Raw genomic sequence first — 17,016 nt, 5'->3', positions numbered from 1 at the left:
CTACGCGCGGGACGGCTGCGTGGACGCCCCGTCGAAGCGGAGGTTCCAGCGGCCCGCCCGGCCCGTGACGGTGGTCGTCGAGAGGGGACGGACGTCGATGTTCCAGTACGACGACGGCGGCGCCTTGAGGGCGTACACCAGCGCGGCCCGGATCACCGAGGGTTCCGCCACGGCGACGACACGGCCGCCGTCCTCGATGGGCCGGGTGTCGAGCCAGCCGCCGACCCGGGCGATGAAGCCCAGCAGTGACTCGCCGCCGTGCGGGGTGGCGCGGGGGTCGGCGAGCCAGGCGTCCACCGCCCCGGGCTCCCGGGCCATCGCCTCGCCGAGCGTCAGCCCGCGCCAGCGGCCCATGTCACAGTCCCGCAGGGCCGGTTGCACGAGCGGCGCGTACCCGAGGGCGTCGCCGGTGGCGCGGCTGCGCGGTGTCGGCGAGCAGTAGCGCAGCTCGGCGACCGCGAGGAGCAGCAGGCCACCGGCGACATGCTGCACCTCGTCCCATCCGGCCTGGTCCAACGGCCGGTCGTCCTCGAAACGTTCCGCGAGCAGCGGGGAGCTGCGCGCGGCTGCGACGAACGTGACCCGAAGCGCCATGCGGCGATGGTGAGCCGCCGAAGTACGCAGGTCAAGAGGCGTTACGGGCCAGTTATCGGGCCTGCGTCGAACCACGCTGAAATGTCCGGACGCGCCCGGGCAAGTCAGTCGAAAACGAGCGCCATCCACCGGTCGGGCTCGACGAGCGGCCGGAAGCCCACCTTCTCGTAGACGTCGTGCGCGTCCGCCGTGGCGAGCAGGACGCGCCGCAGCCCGTACGGCGTCAGGTGGGCGCGCACGGCCGCGACCATCGCCGTGCCTATCCCCTTGCCCCGCACGGACGGATCGACATAGACATCGCACAGCCAGGCGAAGGTGGCCTGGTCGGTCACCACCCGCGCATACGCGACCTGCTCGCCCGAAGCCGTGTCGAACACCGCGAAGTTGAGCGATCCGGCGATCGCCCGCTCCTGCTTCTCCCGCGCCCGCCCGATCGCCCAGTACGCGTCGGTCGACAGCCAGCGATGCACCCGCTCGACGTCGATGCGGTCGGGGTCGGTGGAGATCTCGTAGCCGTCTGCGAGGCCGGGGATGTCGGTCATGGCGGGATCCTGACAGCGGTGAAGCCTCAAGTCGAACGGATTCCGGATGCCGAACGGTTCCCGGGCAGCACCTCGTCGCAGGCGGTACGCAGCCGTCGTACGCCCTCCGTGATCTCCCCCGTGCCCGCGACCGCCGCGAAGCTCAGGCGGACGTGTCCCGCCGGGGGTTCGGCGCTGAAGTAGGGGCGGCCCGGGGTGACCGCCACGCCCGCGCGGAGGGCGGCCGCCGTGAGGGCCGCCTCGTCCGTACCGTCAGGCAGGCGCACCCACAGGTGGTAGCCGCCGGACGGGACGTGCGGGACGGCGAGTTCGGGGAGGTCCAGGCGCAGAGCGGTCGTCATGGCGTCGCGGCGGCCCTTCAACTCGGCGGCCAGTGCCCGGAGATGGCGGGGCCAGGCCGGTGAGCCGACCAGTTCGAGTGCCGCCTCCTGGAGCGGGCGGGGGACGAAGAAGGTGTCGACGACCTGGATGGCGCGCAGCCGCTCCAGGACCGGACCGCGCGCGGCCAGGGCGCTGACCCGGAAGCTGGGCGAGGTCGCCTTGGTGAGGGAGCCGACGTGCACGACGACTCCGTCGGGGTCGTCGGCGGCGAGCGGACGCGGCAGCTGCCCGGCGTCCTCGTGCACGAGCCGCCGCACGTAGTCGTCCTCGACGACGAACGCTCCCGCCTCCCGTGCGATCCGCAGTACCTCACCTCGCCGGTCGGGGGCGAGGACGGCGCCCGTCGGGTTCTGGAAGAGCGGCTGGCAGACGAAGACCCGGGCGCCGGTCGCCCGGAACGCGTCGGCGAGCAGCGCGGGCCGTACGCCGTCCGCGTCGACCGGCACGGGCACCGGACGCAGGCCCGCGGACCGGGCGATCGCCAGCATGCCGGGGTACGTGGGCGATTCCACGAGCACGGGCGCGCCGGGCGGTGCGACCGCCCGGAGGGCCGTCGTCAGGGCCGACTGGCCGCCCGCGGTGACCAGTACCTCCGCCGCGGTCACCGCGCCGCCGATGCCTCGCGCGAACCACTCGCGCAGCTCCGGCAGCCCTTCCAGCGGCGGCCGTCCCCAGGCGCCGGGCCGCCGTCCCGCCCGCGCCAGGGCCGCGGACAGCGCCCGCTCGGGCTGCAACGAGGGATGCAGATAGCCGCCGTTGAACTCGACGACCCCGGGCGGCGGGGCCGCGAGCGAGACCGTCACGCCGGAGGCGTCCACGGTGCGCGGTACGAGGTCGCCGACACCGTCCGCGCTGAGCGCGACCTCCTGCCAGGAGGTGTCCCCCGCGGGAGTCCTCGCCGCCCGGGGCGGGGCCCGGAAGGCGCCGGCGCCGGGCCGTGTGACCACCAGCCCCTCGGCGACCAGCTGCGCGAGGGCCCGCGACACCGTCACCGGGCTCACCCGGAACCGCTCGACCAGGGACCGGCTCGACGGGAGCTTTCCACCGGGAGAGTAGCGGTCGAGCTCCCGCCGCAGCGTATCCGCCAGTTCACCCACACTGCTACGCTCATACATGAAAGCAAAGAGTAGCGCTACTGAACCGCCCCGGATAGCAGTCACCCCTCCGAACACAGCGCCGAGGACCACGCGGGGCACGGCGCCCGGCCCCACCACCCGCGAGCACCGCGGGCTCGGCGTCCTTCAGGCCGGGCTCGGAGTCGTCGCCTTCTCGCTCACCTTCCCCGCCACCGCCTGGGGACTGGAGGGGTTCGGGCCCTGGGCGCTGGTGGCCGTGCGCAGCGTCCTCGCGGCCTTGATCGCGGGGACCTGTCTGCTGGCCCTGCGGGTTCCGCCGCCCGCTCGGCGGCACTGGCCCGGGCTCGCGGTCGTCGCCGGTGGAGTGGTCGTGGGCTTCCCGCTGCTGTCGACGCTCGCCCTGGAGACCTCGACCACGGCCCATGCCGCCGTGGTGGTCGGCCTGCTGCCCCTGACGACCGCCCTGTTCTCGGCCCTGCGCGTCGGCAGCCGGCCCTCCCGCACCTTCTGGGTGGCCTCACTCGTGGGCGCCGCGGCGGTGCTCGCGTTCACCGTGCAGCAGAGCGGCGGCGCGCTCACCACGGCCGACCTGTACCTGTTCGGCGCCCTGCTGGTGTGCGCGGCCGGTTATACCGAGGGCGGCCGGCTGGCCCGGGTCATGCCGGGCTGGCAGGTGATCGGCTGGGCGCTGGTGCTGTGCCTGCCGCCGGCCGTGCCCGCCGCCGCGTTCGCGCTGGCCCACCAGCCCGCGCACCTCACCGCGCACAGCGTGGCCGGGCTGCTGTGGGTGGCGGCAGGTTCGCAGTTCCTCGGACTGGTCGCCTGGTACCGGGGCATGGCGGCCATCGGCATCCCGAAGGCCAGCCAGTTGCAGTTGGCCCAGCCGCTGCTCACACTGGTGTGGTCGGTGCTGCTGCTGGGCGAGCACCTGACAGCGGCCGCCCCCGTGACGGCCGCTGCCGTACTGGTCTGCATCGCGGTCACCCAGCGGGCGCGAGGTTGAGCGGGCCCCCGGGCCCCCATTCCGCCGGCGCCCTCCGCCGTAGACTCAGAGCCACGGACCGCCGCTCCCGCTCGCGTGAGGAGGCCCCAGATGCAAGCAACCGTGGGCGACCAGCTTGTCCAGCACGGCAGGGTGGTCGGTCAGCACGACAAGGTCGGCGAGATCGTCGAAGTGATGGGCCACGAGGGCAACCCCCCGTACCGCGTCCGCTTCGAGGACGGGCACGTGGGCGTCTGCTCGCCGGGCCCCGACACCGAGATCCGCCACAGGGAGACCGGCCCGTCGATGGGCCGCTGAATCGGCCTCGTTCGGGCCATCGCCGGGGATTCGCCGACTGCTCGTAGTGGTCGGCGACCGCCCGCGCCATCACCCCCGACCGGTCGCGCCGCCATGTCCCGGGCGGCGCGAAGCCGTGCGCGCGCACCTGCCGCAGCCTCGGGGCCTTGGGCCCCAAAATCCAGCCGCGGGCCTGACGACCGTCATCCGGGTGGCCCCGCCGGCCGCCGGTAGTGGTCGGCGACCACCCGGGCCATGGCGCCGATCCGGTCCACCGAGACGTCCTTGGCGGCGAAGAAGACGTGCCCCCGCACCTCCGGGTGCTCCTTGGCGAGCGTGAGGTGCCGGGACAGCTCGGCCGGGTCCTGCCAGGCCGCCGCCTGCGCCGGGTCGCCCGCGCGGTACAGCGCCTCACCGACGTACAGCTTCGTCTTCGTGCCCCGCGCCACCTCGGCCCACCAGGGCACGAGCTTCGCGTAGTCGGCGGCGGCGAAGCCCAGGTGCCAGTACAACTGCGGGCAGATGTAGTCGATCCAGCCCTCACGCACCCACGTGCGGGTGTCGGCGTGGATGTCGTCGTACGACTGGAGCGCCCGCGTGTCCGAGCCGCGCGGGTCGCTGGAGGCGTTGCGCCACACGCCGAAGGGGCTGATCCCGAACTGCGTGCCGGGCCGGATCGCCTCGATGCGGGCGGCGGTCTCGCGCACCAGCCGGTCGATGTTGTCCCGCCGCCAGGCGGCCCGGTTCGGGAAGGCGCCGCCGTGGGCGTCGTAGGCCGCGTCGTCGTCGAAGGTCTGGCCCGCCACGGGGTACGGGTAGAAGTAGTCGTCGAAGTGCACGGCGTCCACCGGATAGGTCCGCACGGCGTCCAGCATCGCGTCCTGCACGAAGGCGCGGACCTGGGGCAGCCCTGGGTTGTAGTAGAGCCGCCCGCCGAACCTGACCACCCAGTCCGGGTGCCTGCGGGCGGGGTGGGAGGCGACGAGCTTCGACGGGTCGGCGTGCAGCGCGATGCGGTACGGGTTGAACCAGGCGTGCAGCTGAAGGCCCCGCGCGTGCGCCTCCGCCACGGCCGTGCCGAGCGGGTCCCAGCCCGGGTCCGCGCCCTGGGTGCCCGTGAGGACCTGGGACCACGGCTCGTACGGCGAGGGCCACAACGCGTCGGCGGTGGGCCGCACCTGGAACATCACGGTGTTGAGCCGGACGCGGACCGCCTCGTCGAGCAGGCCGAGGAGCTCGGCGCGCTGCTGCGCGGCGCTCAGGCCGGGCCGGGACGGCCAGTCCCGGTTGTTCACGGTCGCCAGCCACATCCCCCGCATCTCGGTCGCCGCGCGCCGGTGTCCCGGCGCCGGTGCCGAGCCCATCGCCAGCATCGACATCGCGGCCAGCGCGAAAGCCCGCCGAGTCGGTCGCCCCATGCCCCACACACTCCGCACGCCGTGGATCCGTGCCGTCACGGACCGTCTCCGCGCCCCAGGATGCCGTACCCCGGCGATCGATCATCGGTACTTGGCGGTAACGTGCACGATCGGAGCAGGCACCGAATCAGGGGTACTGCCAGAGCGACAGAGCAGCAGCGAAAGGGACGATGTGACGGGCATCCCAGCGGGAGACATTGCACGCGTCGGAGTGGTGGGCTGCGGTCAGATGGGCGCGGGCATCGCCGAGGTGTGCGCCCGCGCCGGACTGGACGTGAAGGTCGCCGAGACCACCGGCGAGGCCCTGGAGATCGGCCGTACCCGGCTGTTCAACTCCCTGGCCAAGGCCGCCGAGCGCGGCAAGATCACCGAGGAGGAGCGGGACTCGACGCAGGCGCGCCTCGGCTTCACCACCGACCTCGGCGAGTTCGCCGACCGGGACCTGGTGATCGAGGCCGTCGTCGAGAACGAGCAGGTCAAGACCGAGATCTTCCAGGTGCTCGACCATGTGGTGACGCGCCCGGACGCCATCCTGGCCTCCAACACCTCCTCGATCCCGCTGGTGAAGCTGGCGGTGGCCACCTCGCGGCCCGACCACGTCATCGGCATCCACTTCTTCAACCCGGCCCCGGTGCAGCAGCTCGTCGAGCTGATCCCGGCGCTCACCACCTCCGAGGGCACGCTCAGCCGGGCCCAGCTGTTCACCGAGAAGCTGCTCGGCAAGCACGCCATCCGCGCCCAGGACCGCTCGGGCTTCGTGGTCAACGCGCTGCTGATCCCGTACCTGCTCTCCGCGATCCGGATGTTCGAGTCGGGCATCGCCAGCCGCGAGGACATCGACAACGGCATGGAGATGGGCTGCGCCCACCCGATGGGTCCGCTGAAGCTGTCGGACCTGATCGGCCTCGACACGGTCGCCTCGGTGGCCCACTCCATGTACGAGGAGTACAAGGAGCCGCTGTACGCCGCTCCCCCGCTGCTCCAGCGCATGGTGGACGCCGGGCGGCTGGGCCGGAAGTCGGGTTCCGGCTTCTACACCTACGGCTGACCACGGTCGGTGACGACCACGGGCCCGGCACTCCGCGGAGTGCCGGGCCCGCGCCATTCACACACCGTGTGCGCTCCGGACCCGCATATGCCCCTCGCACACTCTCCCCACCCGTCCACCAGGCGAGTTCACTCATCATGCGCATGCAAGGGATGTGAGACGACTACGGAAAGGAGTGGACACGTGACCGCCGATCCCGAGCATCCCGTGGCCCCTGGAGAACTCGCGGAGTTACGTCGCCGCCTCGACGTGGCGTACGCCCGTGTCGAGGGAGGGCTGGCCCTGCTGTCCCACCGCACCGAAGAGGCCGCCAAGGAACTGGACGAACTGAGCACCCGCATCGTCACGTTGGAACACGCGCGATGGCCGCTGCCGTCGCTCGCGGCCTTGGTGGCCGTCGGAGCACTGGTGGTGACGGTCTGGCAGGCCTTCGGACGCTAGTGCCCGCCGCAGCACCGGCCCCGAGGGACGCACGGGGGAATCAGGGTTTCGCGTCCTGCCCGAGCCTGAGGTGGTGCAGCAGCAATAACGCGGCCGCCATGTTGGCGGCCGGGACCTCCCCACGGGCGACCATGTCGGGGACGAGCTTGAGGGGGACCCATTCCCGGCGGTCCGACTCGAAGTCGTCCACGGGGTGCCCGACGTACTCGCCCTCGTCCGACCAGTAGATGTGGTGTCGGGCGTCGGTGAGGCCGTTGGACGGCTCCACGCTCATGAGGTGGTGCAGGGGCCCCGGTCGCCAGCCGGTCTCCTCCTCGAGTTCCCTGGCGGCCGCGCGGGCGATGTCCTCGCCGTCCTCGACGACGCCCGCCGCGAGTTCCCACCCCCAGCTGTCCGTGATGAAGCGGTGGCGCCACAGGAGGAGGACCTCGTTGGCCTCGTTGACGACCGTGGCCACGGCGACGGGCCGCATGCGTATGAGGAAGTGGTCGAGGTGCCGACCGTCCGGTAGTGCGACGTCCGCGAGGTTGACGCTGAACCAGCGGTTTGCATACACCGTTTGTTCGTTCTCTTTCGTCCACTGCACGGTTCTGCCACCTTCCGTCGAGTAAGTGGCAATATCGCAGCAGGGACTGTGACTGTCCGATGGCTACAGCGGTACGCGCAGTGCCCCGTCGATGAGTTCGGCGGCCTCGGCCGTGCCCGCGCCGCCGCTGCGGACGAGGTGCTCGCGCACCGCCCTGAGTCTGTCCCGCAGGCGCTGGGACTCCATACCCCGGGCCGCCTCGGCCATCCGCACCGCCGTGTCCACCGCCTTGTCGGCGTTGCCCTGACGCAGCTCGATCGTGCTGAGCATGGCCAGCCGGTGCACCCGCCCCCGGTCGTGCGCCGGATTGTCGACGGCCGCCGCGGCGTGCTCCCGGGCGGCCGCCAGCTCGCCGAGGCTGAGCAGCGCCTCCGCCACCTGGACGTTGACCAGACCGGGTTGGACATAGCCGGTCTCGTCGGGTTCGTAGCCGCGCCGGATGTTCCCGGCGGCCGTCTCCGCCCGCCGGATGCAGGACAGCGCGCTCGTGCCGTCGCCGAGGTGGGCGTACGCCTTCGCCTGCATCGCGTACAGGTCGGAGGCCAGCGCGGGCGTGATGTGCTTGCCGGCGGTGCGCAGCGCGGCCTCGGCGAACGCGACGGCCTGCCGGTACTCCCGCATGAACAGCGCCTGGTTGACGAGGAGCGCGATGACGTACGCCCCGAGGCCCCGGTCCCCGCTGGCCTTCGCGAGCCGCAGCGCCTGGTGGAAGTAGCGCTGCGCGAGACCGTGCGCGTCGGAGTCGTACGCGCAGATGCCCGCGATCGCCACCAAGCCGCCCGTGGCCCGGTGGAGTTGACGGCCCGTCGCGTCGGTGTAGCTGCCGCGCAGCAAGGGGGCCGCCTCCGCGTTGAGGAAGCCGACGATGCGGGCGCGGGTCGCTATGCCGCCGGCCTTGCGGTACATCTGCTCGTAGTGGGCGCGGGCGGCGCGCAGCATCTCCAGGTCGGCCGACGTGACCCGGTGCCGGCCGCCGCGCGAGACGTCCACGTCCTCGGGCGGGTTCTCCCACTCCCACACCGGCATCACCGCGGGGGTGCCGGTGACGGCGGGCGCGCCGAGTATGTGCGGCCGCTGCTGCTCGTCGGAGCGCCACAGGGCGGTGGCCCGCTCGACGAAGCCGGAGAGCGAGGTGCCGTGCGGGGCGGACGGCTCACCCGGCACGCCGAGGCCGATGTCGTCGAGCGTGACCGGCCGGTGCAGCCGGCCGGCGAGCACCTCGCAGATGAGGTCGGGCACCTGGCCCCGCGGCCGCTGGCCCTTCAACCACCGTGCCACGGCGGTGTGTTCGTACCGCAGGGCGAGACCGCGTGCCCGGCCCGCCTGGTTGACGTGTGCCGCCAGCCCCGCGTGCGAGATCCCGGCCTCGTCCAGGATCGCGTCGAGCAAGGTGTTGGGCTGCATGGGTGCCCCCCGGGTGGCTCGGTGCCGTCAGGGTAGTGCGTGCGCCTTCACACGGGGTGTGAACGGAGTACGCGAATCCGGGCTGTGTGCGCGCTGTCGCGGAGAGTTCCCACCCGGTTGACTGAAATACCTCGCAAGAGGCCGGCCGGGCCGTCGGCTCCCCCTCGTACAGTACGGCGGCCCGGCGCTGGGATCTGCTGCGTCGGCTGTGCCGGGGAGGTTCAGAGGTGGTTGGTCGGGTGCGGGTGCGCGACGGTTGCTCGCGCCCGCGCGGCGGAGCCGCTGATGTCACCGCCCCGCGCCCCTGAAGGGGCGCGCTGCTGCGGGTCGTTGCACAGCACCAGCAGGGCGACGTCGTCGCCGGGCCTGCCGTTCGTGTGCCGCAGCAGTGCCGCGAAGACAGTGCGCAGGATCGTCTGCGGTGTGACCGGGCCGCCGCACAGCACCTCCCCGATCGCGTCCGGCAGGGAGAAGAACCGGCCATGAGCGTCCCGGGCGTCCTCGGCACCGTCCGTGTGCAGGACGAGGGTCTCGCCGGGGAGCAGGTGGCCGACGGGCTCGGCGGGGAGTTCGCGCGGCAGCGGGAACGCGCCGAGGGGCGGGAGGGGGTCCGCGTCGGCGAGCGGTACGACGCGGGTGCCGGTCAGCAGGTAGGGCCAGGGGTGACCGCAGTTGATACACAGCAGTTCGCCGTCCGGACGGATCTCCAGCAGCAGGACGGTGACGAACTCCTCGACGACCGGGTGCTCGTCGCCCGCCCGCTCACGCAGGTGCCGGGCGAGGGCCCGGTCGAGGCGGCGCAGTACGGCTCCGAGCTCGGGCTCGTCGTGCACGGCCTCCCGGAAGCTGCCCAGCACGGCGGCGACGGTGCCGAGAGCGGCGAGGCCGTGCCCGCGTACGTCGCCCATCACCACCCGTACGCCGTGCTCGGTGGCGATCACCTCGTACAGGTCGCCGCCGACCCGGGCGCCACGGTCGGCGGAGAGCTGCGCGGCGGCGGTGTGCAGTCCGCCCACGCGGGGCGGCAACGGCCGCAGCAGGGCGTTCTGCGCGGCCCGTGCGACCCGGCGGGCCTGCCTGAGCTCCTGCAACAGGGCCCGGCGGACGTGCAGGATCAGTCCGGTGCCGAGCGCGAAGAACACCGTCGTGGTGACGATCCGCGCCCCGAGGTCGGCGTGCCGGGCAAGCGGACACACGAGCCTGTACGTGATCGCCAGCGCGCCCCACATGAGGGGCAGCCCGAACACGAAGGGCCGCACTCCACGGGGAACCCCAGCCTTGATGCGGATCATGCCGACGGTCCCCCAGTCAGGCCCTGACAACGCAGATCGGACCGGCCCCGAAGGGCCGGTCCGATTCTGTCGGCAGCTGACCCAAAAGGGCCAGATCACCCACCTTTATCACTCCATCGAGTGAGGTAACCGATGAGGTGACGGATGGGGGGTACGGGGGCTAGCCCCGCAGCACGGCCCCCGCCCGCTCACCCGCGAGGGCGACCGCCGCGTCCCGCGCCGCCGACGCCTCGTCGACCGTCAGCGTCCGGTCGACCGCCCGGAACCGCAACGCGTACGCCAGCGACTTCTTGCCCTCGCCCAACTGCTCCGCGTTCTCGTACACGTCGAACAACCGGATCCCCTCCAGCAGTTCACCCGCGCCCTCACGCAGCGCCGCCTCGACGTCCGCGTGCGGTACGGACCGGTCGACGACGAGGGCGACGTCCTGCGTGGCCACGGGGAACGTGGAGATGCTCGGCGCCTGGGGCGTGCCGTCACCGGCCTGCTCCAGGGCGTCCAGGTTCAGCTCCATGGCGCTGGTGCGCTCCGGCAGCCCCAGGGCCTTCACCACGCGCGGGTGCAGCTCACCCGCGTGGCCGACGACCCGCTCCGTACCGTCGGCGACGACGACGAGTTCGGCGCACCGGCCCGGGTGCCACGGCCCGTACTGCCCGCTGCGGACGGTCAGCTCGGCACCGGTCTCACGGGCGACCGTGCGCGCCGCCTCGACGGCGTCGGCCCAGTCGGCCGTACGGCCCTTGCCCCACCAGCCGGCCTGCTCGCGGGCGCCCGCGAGGACGACGGCGACATGGCGCGGCTGCTCGGGCAGCACGGCGTTCAGCTCGGCGAGCTCCTCGTCGGTCGGACGCCGGTCGACGGGCAGGTGCCCGGCGACGCGCTGCTCCTCGCGCGGGTGGAAGACCAGCCCGGTCTCGAACAGCGCGAGGTCGTGGGTGCCCCGGCCGTCGTTGCGCCGCAGGGCACCGAGCAGCCCCGGCAGCAGCGACGTACGGAGCGCGGGCTCCTCGTCGTTGAGCGGGTTGACGAGCTTGACGACGCGGCGGGCCGGGTCGTCGGCCGCCAGCAGCAGCTGGTCGAAGACCTGCTCGCTGACGAAGGGGTAGTTCGGCGCCTCGACGTAGCCCGCTCCGGCCAGTGCCCGGCCGACCCGGCGGTGCAGCCGCTGCCGGTGGGTGAGGCCGCGGCCCGACGGGGGCTTGGGCAGCGTGGAGGGCAGGTTCTCGTAGCCCTCCAGGCGGATGACCTCCTCGGCGAGGTCGTTGGCCTCGGCGAGGTCGGGCCGCCAGGACGGCACGGTGACGATCAGCTCGTCCTGCCCGTACACGTCACAGCCGATCTCCTGCAGACGCCGTACGACGGTCTCACGGCCGTAGGTGACGCCCGCGACCTTGTCCGGGTGGTCGGCGGGGGCGGTGATGGTGTGCGGCGCGGACGGCGCGAGGATCTCCGTGACGCCGGCCTCGGCGGTGCCGCCCGCGAGCAGCACCAGCAGGTCGACCGTGCGCTGGGCGGCGGCGGCCGCGGCCTGCGGGTCGACACCGCGCTCGAAGCGGCGGGACGCCTCGGAGGACAGCTTGTGACGGCGGGCCGTGCGCGCGATGGCGACCGCGTCGAAGTGGGCGGCCTCGATGACCACGTCGGTCGTGGCGTTCGCCGCGTCCCCGGAGTCGTCGTGGTCCGCGATCTCGGTGTTCGCGCCGCCCATGACGCCGGCGAGGCCGATGGGGCCGCGGTCGTCGGTGATGACCAGGTCCTCGGCGTGCAGGGTGCGGGTGACGCCGTCGAGGGTGACGATCTTCTCGCCCTCCTCGGCGCGGCGCACGCCGATGGTGCCCTGGACGAGCGAGCGGTCGTAGGCGTGCAGCGGCTGGCCTAGCTCCATCATCACGTAGTTGGTGACGTCGACGGCGAGGGAGATCGGGCGCATGCCGACCTTCTGCAGACGGCGCTGCAGCCAGATCGGGGAGCGGGCCTCGTGGTCGAGTCCGGTGACGGTGCGGGCGGTGAAGCGGTCGCAGCCGAGCGGGTCGGAGACCTTCACCGGGTAGCCGAAGGCGTTGGGTCCCGGCACGTCGAGCAGCGCGGGGTCGCGCAGCGGCAGACCGTAGGCGATGGCGGTCTCGCGGGCGACGCCGCGGATCGACAGGCAGTCGCCGCGGTTGGCGGTGACGGCGATGTCGAGGACCTCGTCGATCAGCTCGAGCAGCTCGATGGCGTCCTTGCCGACCTCGGTCTCGGGCGGCAGCACGATGATGCCGTGGGTGCCGTCGTCGCCCATGCCCAGCTCGCCGCTGGAGCAGATCATGCCGTGCGAGGTCTTGCCGTAGGTCTTGCGCGCCGAGATCGAGAAGCCGCCCGGCAGCGTGGCGCCGGGGAGGACCACGACGACCTTGTCACCGACCTGGAAGTTCCGCGCGCCGCAGACGATCTCCTGGGGCTCACCGGTGCCGTTGGCCTGGCCGACGTCGACGGTGCAGAAGCGGATCGGCTTCTTGAAGCCCTCCAGCTCCTCGATGGTCAGCACCTGACCGACCACCAGCGGGCCCTTGAGGTCGGCGCCGAGGTGCTCGACGGTCTCGACCTCCAGACCGGCCGAAATGAGCTTGGCCTGGACGTCACGGCCGGTTTCGGTCGCCGGCAGGTCGACGTACTCCCGCAGCCAAGAAAGCGGGACCCGCATCAGATCTCCATCCCGAACGGCCGGGTGAACCGGACGTCACCCTCGACCATGTCTCGCATGTCTTCGACGTTGTGGCGGAACATCAGCATCCGCTCGATGCCGAACCCGAAGGCGAAGCCGCTGTACTTCTCCGGGTCGACGCCGCAGGCGGTCAGCACCTTGGGGTTGACCATGCCGCAGCCGCCGAGCTCGATCCAGCCCTCGCTGGAGCAGGTGCGGCAGGGGCGGTCGGGGTTGCCGACGGACTCGCCACGGCAGACGTAGCACACCATGTCCATCTCGGCGGACGGCTCGGTGAACGGGAAGAAGTTCGGGCGCAGCCGGGTCTTCATGCCCTCGCCGAACAGCGACTGGACCATGTGGTCGAGGGTGCCCTTGAGGTCGGCCATGGTCAGGCCCTCGTCGACGGCGAGCAGCTCGACCTGGTGGAAGACCGGGGTGTGCGTGGCGTCCAGCTCGTCGGTGCGGTACACGCGGCCGGGACAGATCACGTACACCGGCAGCTCGCGCTCCAGCAGGGAGCGGATCTGCACGGGCGAGGTGTGGGTGCGCAGGACCACACCGGACTCGGTGCCGCCGTCCGGGCCTTGCACGAAGAAGGTGTCGGCCTCGCCGCGGGCCGGGTGGTCCGGGCCGATGTTCAGGGCGTCGAAGTTGAACCACTCGGCCTCGGCCTGCGGGCCCTCGGCGACCTCGTAGCCCATGGCGACGAAGACGTCCTCGATGCGGTCCGACAGCGTGGTGAGCGGGTGGCGGGCGCCGGCCGGGACGCGGTCGTGGGGCAGCGTGACGTCCACGGCCTCCTCGACCAGCACGCGCGCGTCGCGCTCGGCCTCCAGCTCGGCCTGGCGGGCTGCGAGCGCCTTGTTCACCGCGCCGCGGGCCTGGCCCACCAGCTTGCCGGCGGCTGCCTTCGCGTGCGGGGGCAGGGCGCCGATCTCGCGGTTGGCGAGGGCCAGCGGGGAGGCGCCCCCGGTGTGGGCGACCTTGGCCTCCTGGAGCGCGTCGAGGGAGTCCGCGGCGGCGAAGGCGGCGAGCGCCTCGTCCCGCATGCGCTCGATCTCTTCCGGTTTCAACGCCTCGACCTCTACAGGGTCGTACGACTTATTCGGTGCCGACATCTCTTCCCGTGCTTCCGATTGGCTGGCTGAAGGTCCCCGTCACCGACTCACTCAGAGATCAGAGGGCCGTCTCTGGGACACAAAGGTGCCAAAGGCCGAGTCTAACGGGGTGGTGGTGTGCGAATGCGCCCGCGGGCTGCTCGGGAGGACCTCAGGTGAGATAGGCCGGAGCGCTCACGGGCAACGTAAATCGGAACTCCGCGCCGCCCTCGGGGGCGCGGCCGACCGTGATGGTGCCGCCGTGGGCCTCGACGATGCCCTTGACGATGTAGAGCCCGAGGCCGGTGCCGCCGCGCTTGCTGCCCCGCCAGAAGCGGGTGAAGACGCGGTTCATGGACTCCTCCGGGATGCCGGTGCCTTCGTCGCGCACGACGACCGACGTGGCCGCGTGTTCGCCGTCCTCGCCTTCACGCGGGGACGGGGCGGGCGTGACGTCAATGGTGACGGTTCCCTCGCCGTGTCGCACGGCATTTTCGAGGAGGTTGCTGAGCACCTGGTCGATCTTGTCGGGGTCCGCCCACAGCGCGGGCAGCGGCTGCTCGATGCGCAGCAGGAACCGGTCGGCGGGCTGGCCCGCGGCGACGTACGCCTGGATGTGCCGTCCGACGGCCGCCCCGATGTCGACGGGCTGGCGGCGGACCTCCAACCGGCCGGAGTCGATCCTGGAGATGTCGAGGAGTTCGGCGATGAGGCGGGTGACGCGGTCGGCGTCGGCGTCGACGGTCTCCAGCATCAGGCGTTTCTGGTCGTCGGTGAAGCGTTCCCACTTGGCGAGCAGGGTGGCGGTGAAGCCCTTGACGGAGGTGAGCGGCGAACGCAGCTCGTGCGCCACGGTCGCGATCAGCTCGGCGTGGCTGCGCTCGGTGCGGCGGCGGGCCTCGGTGTCCCGGAGCGAGACGACGACCCGGCGGACGGGCCCGGTGGGCTCGCTGCGGATGTAGCGCGCGGAGACGAGTACCTCCCGCCCGCCCGGCAGCAGCAGGTTCCGCTCGGGCTGTCGGACCCGGATGGCGAGTCCGCGGTACGGATCGGTCAGCTGCCACCAGCGCCGGCCCTCCAGGTCCTCTAACGGGAGGGCCTTCTCCAGCGGCTGTCCGAGGGCGTGGGCGGCGGCCGTGGCGGTGATGCGCTCGGCGGCCGTGTTGAAGCAGACGACGCGGCCGTGCTCGTCGGCGACGACGAGTCCGTCGGGCAGGGCGTCGGGATCGATGCCGGACTCGGCGAGGTCACCGGGCGACCGGGGCGTGGAGTCGTGCGGCACGGCTCGTGCTTCCCGTGTACTGCTCATGCCGACGCTCATTCCCCGTACCCCACCTCTCAGACGACTGAGGGGCCCCCGAGCTGGTCACCCTACTAGCTGTCGGTGACGGACCGGCACCCTCCGGAGGCGCGCTGTGCACGGGCCGACGCGTAGAGACATACGGCTGCGGCGGTGGCGAGGTTCAGGCTCTCGGCCTTTCCGTGGATCGGGACGCGTACGACGGCGTCCGCGAGCGCACGGGTCTCCTCCGGCAGCCCCCAGGCCTCGTTCCCGAAGACCCACGCGGTGGGCCCGCCCATCGCCCCCTTGTCGAGCTCCTCGTCCAGGTCGTGCGCGCCGGCTCCGTCGGCGGCGAGGATCCGCACACCGGCGTCCTTCAGCCCGGCGACCGCCTGCTCCACGGGCACGCCCACGGCGACGGGCAGATGGAACAGCGATCCGACGGAGGCCCTGACCGCCTTCGGGTTGTACAGGTCCACGGACGCGTCGGTCAGCACGACGGCCTCCGCCCCGGCGGCGTCGGCGCAGCGCAGGACGGTGCCGGCGTTCCCGGGGTCGCGCACGTTCGCGAGTACGGCGACGAGCTGCGGGCGGGCGTCGAGGATCTCCTCGAACGGTGTGTCGATGAACCGGCAGACACCCACGAGCCCCTGCGGGGTGACGGTCGTGGAGATGTCGGCGATCACCTGTTCGTCGGCGAGGTGGACCCGGGCGCCGGCGCTCCGCGCCTCCCCGACGATGTCCGCGTACCGCTCGGCGGCGTCCAGCGTGGCGAACAACTCCACCAGGGTGCCCTCGCCGTACGCCGCCGCCTCCCGCACGGCCTGCGGCCCCTCCGCGAGAAACAGCCGCTCCTTCCCCCGGAAGTTCCGCCGAGCGAGCCGCCGGGCGGCGGAGACGCGGGGGGAGCGGGGGGAGATCAGCTCGGGGCTGGCGGGGGCCATGTTCTGGTTCACCTTCATTACCTGTGGGCCACTGCACCCCCCTCAGGGGCGCGGGGAACTGCGCGACCGGCCACCGACGACTCGCACCCGAACGACGATCCGCGGCGGGCGTCAGCAGCAAAGGACCCGCAGGCCATGAAACCTGCGGGTCCTCAGTACGTCGGCCAAAGCCAGCGCAGCGTCACGCCGCCTTCGGCGCGTTGACGTCGCTCGGCAGCGCCTTCTGGGCGACCTCGACGAGCGCGGCGAACGCGTTGGCGTCGTTGACGGCCAGCTCGGCCAGGATCTTGCGGTCGACCTCGACGTTCGCGGCCTTCAGACCCTGGATGAAGCGGTTGTACGTGATGCCGTTGGCGCGGGCAGCGGCGTTGATGCGCTGGATCCACAGCTGGCGGAAGTCACCCTTGCGCTTCTTGCGGTCGTTGTAGTTGTAGACCAGCGAGTGGGTGACCTGCTCCTTGGCCTTGCGGTACAGGCGCGAACGCTGACCGCGGTAGCCGGAGGCCTGCTCGAGGATCGCCCGGCGCTTCTTGTGGGCGTTGACTGCCCGCTTGACGCGTGCCACTTGTTAACTCCTTGTAGCGGGGCCGTGGGTGGACTCACACGGCCCGGAATCGATTGGGTCCCGGTCCAGACGTACGGCGCGCGGCGATCGATTGATCACGCGCCGTCGACGTCACTTGCCGAGAAGCTTCTTGATCTTCGCGGCGTCGCCCGGGGCCATCTCGGCGTTGCCGGTGAGGCGACGCGTCACGCGGGACGACTTGTGCTCGAGCAGGTGGCGCTTGCCGGCGCGCTCACGGAGCACCTTGCCGGAGCCGGTGACCTTGAAGCGCTTGCTGGCACCGCTGTGCGACTTGTTCTTCGGCATAGCGCCGTTCTCTCCTCGTCGGTGGCGCTCCGGTGCCCGGTCGTGAAACCGGGCACGGTGGAGCGTCTTGTATCG

Annotated in this window: 17 protein-coding genes; 4 read left to right on the top strand and 13 right to left on the bottom strand. The window is 72.1% G+C overall.

What is annotated here, in order from left to right:
- The 3 genes from ACGFNV_RS26035 to ACGFNV_RS26025 form a co-directional block, all read right to left on the bottom strand.
- Complete coding sequence (locus ACGFNV_RS26035) at positions 1 to 594, bottom strand: histidine phosphatase family protein (RefSeq protein WP_393625401.1); 594 nt, start codon at positions 592 to 594, stop codon at positions 1 to 3.
- 104 nt (positions 595 to 698) lie between these two features.
- Positions 699 to 1,136 (bottom strand): GNAT family N-acetyltransferase, encoded by a 438-nt coding sequence (locus ACGFNV_RS26030; protein WP_393625400.1) that lies wholly within the window; start codon positions 1,134 to 1,136, stop codon positions 699 to 701.
- A 26-nt stretch (positions 1,137 to 1,162) separates the two neighbouring features.
- Positions 1,163 to 2,632: a PLP-dependent aminotransferase family protein gene (locus tag ACGFNV_RS26025; RefSeq protein ID WP_393625399.1), complete on the bottom strand. Its 1,470-nt coding sequence runs from the start codon at positions 2,630 to 2,632 to the stop codon at positions 1,163 to 1,165.
- Between ACGFNV_RS26025 and ACGFNV_RS26020 the strand changes: the two genes are divergently transcribed.
- Together ACGFNV_RS26020 and ACGFNV_RS26015 are read left to right on the top strand one after the other, a co-directional pair.
- Positions 2,631 to 3,596, top strand: a complete 966-nt coding sequence (locus ACGFNV_RS26020) for a DMT family transporter (protein ID WP_393625398.1) — start codon at positions 2,631 to 2,633, stop codon at positions 3,594 to 3,596. The two genes, ACGFNV_RS26025 and ACGFNV_RS26020, sit on opposite strands and share 2 nt — an antisense overlap.
- 90 nt (positions 3,597 to 3,686) lie before the next feature.
- Complete coding sequence (locus ACGFNV_RS26015) at positions 3,687 to 3,893, top strand: DUF1918 domain-containing protein (RefSeq protein WP_393625397.1); 207 nt, start codon at positions 3,687 to 3,689, stop codon at positions 3,891 to 3,893.
- Positions 3,894 to 4,075: 182 nt separating this feature from the next.
- On the opposite strand, the gene ACGFNV_RS26010 is transcribed toward ACGFNV_RS26015, so the two are convergent.
- Positions 4,076 to 5,290 (bottom strand): glycoside hydrolase family 10 protein, encoded by a 1,215-nt coding sequence (locus ACGFNV_RS26010; protein WP_393625396.1) that lies wholly within the window; start codon positions 5,288 to 5,290, stop codon positions 4,076 to 4,078.
- Between the two features lie 172 nt (positions 5,291 to 5,462).
- Here ACGFNV_RS26010 and ACGFNV_RS26005 point away from each other — a divergent pair, with 172 nt between their 5' ends.
- Together ACGFNV_RS26005 and ACGFNV_RS26000 are read left to right on the top strand one after the other, a co-directional pair.
- Positions 5,463 to 6,338: a 3-hydroxybutyryl-CoA dehydrogenase gene (locus ACGFNV_RS26005; protein ID WP_393625395.1), complete on the top strand. Its 876-nt coding sequence runs from the start codon at positions 5,463 to 5,465 to the stop codon at positions 6,336 to 6,338.
- 183 nt (positions 6,339 to 6,521) lie between these two features.
- A complete protein-coding gene (locus tag ACGFNV_RS26000; RefSeq protein ID WP_393625394.1) occupies positions 6,522 to 6,779 on the top strand; it encodes a hypothetical protein in 258 nt (85 codons plus the stop codon).
- Positions 6,780 to 6,819: 40 nt separating this feature from the next.
- Here ACGFNV_RS26000 and ACGFNV_RS25995 read toward each other — a convergent pair whose 3' ends face one another.
- The 9 genes from ACGFNV_RS25995 to rpmI all read right to left on the bottom strand — a co-directional run bounded on the left by ACGFNV_RS25995 (position 6,820) and on the right by rpmI (position 16,941).
- Positions 6,820 to 7,365, bottom strand: coding sequence for an NUDIX hydrolase (locus ACGFNV_RS25995; protein ID WP_393625393.1), 546 nt, complete (start codon positions 7,363 to 7,365; stop codon positions 6,820 to 6,822).
- A gap of 63 nt (positions 7,366 to 7,428) precedes the next feature.
- Positions 7,429 to 8,769, bottom strand: coding sequence for a transcriptional regulator (locus tag ACGFNV_RS25990; RefSeq protein WP_393625392.1), 1,341 nt, complete (start codon positions 8,767 to 8,769; stop codon positions 7,429 to 7,431).
- Positions 8,770 to 8,990: 221 nt separating this feature from the next.
- Positions 8,991 to 10,061: a PP2C family protein-serine/threonine phosphatase gene (locus ACGFNV_RS25985; RefSeq protein ID WP_393625391.1), complete on the bottom strand. Its 1,071-nt coding sequence runs from the start codon at positions 10,059 to 10,061 to the stop codon at positions 8,991 to 8,993.
- A gap of 160 nt (positions 10,062 to 10,221) precedes the next feature.
- Positions 10,222 to 12,744 (bottom strand): phenylalanine--tRNA ligase subunit beta, encoded by a 2,523-nt coding sequence (gene pheT, locus ACGFNV_RS25980; protein WP_393625390.1) that lies wholly within the window; start codon positions 12,742 to 12,744, stop codon positions 10,222 to 10,224.
- Positions 12,744 to 13,865 (bottom strand): phenylalanine--tRNA ligase subunit alpha, encoded by a 1,122-nt coding sequence (gene pheS / locus ACGFNV_RS25975; RefSeq protein WP_393625389.1) that lies wholly within the window; start codon positions 13,863 to 13,865, stop codon positions 12,744 to 12,746. The genes pheT and pheS overlap by 1 nt, the downstream gene beginning before the upstream one ends.
- A gap of 151 nt (positions 13,866 to 14,016) precedes the next feature.
- A complete protein-coding gene (locus ACGFNV_RS25970) occupies positions 14,017 to 15,165 on the bottom strand; it encodes an ATP-binding protein (RefSeq protein ID WP_393625388.1) in 1,149 nt (382 codons plus the stop codon).
- A 53-nt stretch (positions 15,166 to 15,218) separates the two neighbouring features.
- On the bottom strand, positions 15,219 to 16,070 hold the full coding sequence (locus ACGFNV_RS25965) for a TrmH family RNA methyltransferase (protein ID WP_393625387.1): 852 nt from the start codon (positions 16,068 to 16,070) through the stop codon (positions 15,219 to 15,221).
- Positions 16,071 to 16,251: 181 nt separating this feature from the next.
- Positions 16,252 to 16,635 carry a 50S ribosomal protein L20 gene (gene rplT, locus ACGFNV_RS25960; RefSeq protein ID WP_006141703.1) on the bottom strand — a complete coding sequence of 128 codons (384 nt, stop codon included), beginning with the start codon at positions 16,633 to 16,635 and terminating at the stop codon, positions 16,252 to 16,254.
- A 111-nt stretch (positions 16,636 to 16,746) separates the two neighbouring features.
- Positions 16,747 to 16,941, bottom strand: coding sequence for a 50S ribosomal protein L35 (gene rpmI, locus ACGFNV_RS25955; protein ID WP_004933563.1), 195 nt, complete (start codon positions 16,939 to 16,941; stop codon positions 16,747 to 16,749).
- Positions 16,942 to 17,016: the final 75 nt, after the last annotated feature.

This window comes from Streptomyces sp. NPDC048751, from assembly GCF_043198595.1.
In the GTDB taxonomy this organism is placed as follows: Bacteria; Actinomycetota; Actinomycetes; order Streptomycetales; family Streptomycetaceae; genus Streptomyces.
The sequence above is the reverse complement of the archived record's forward strand: the minus strand, read 5'-3'. Positions and strand labels throughout refer to the sequence as shown.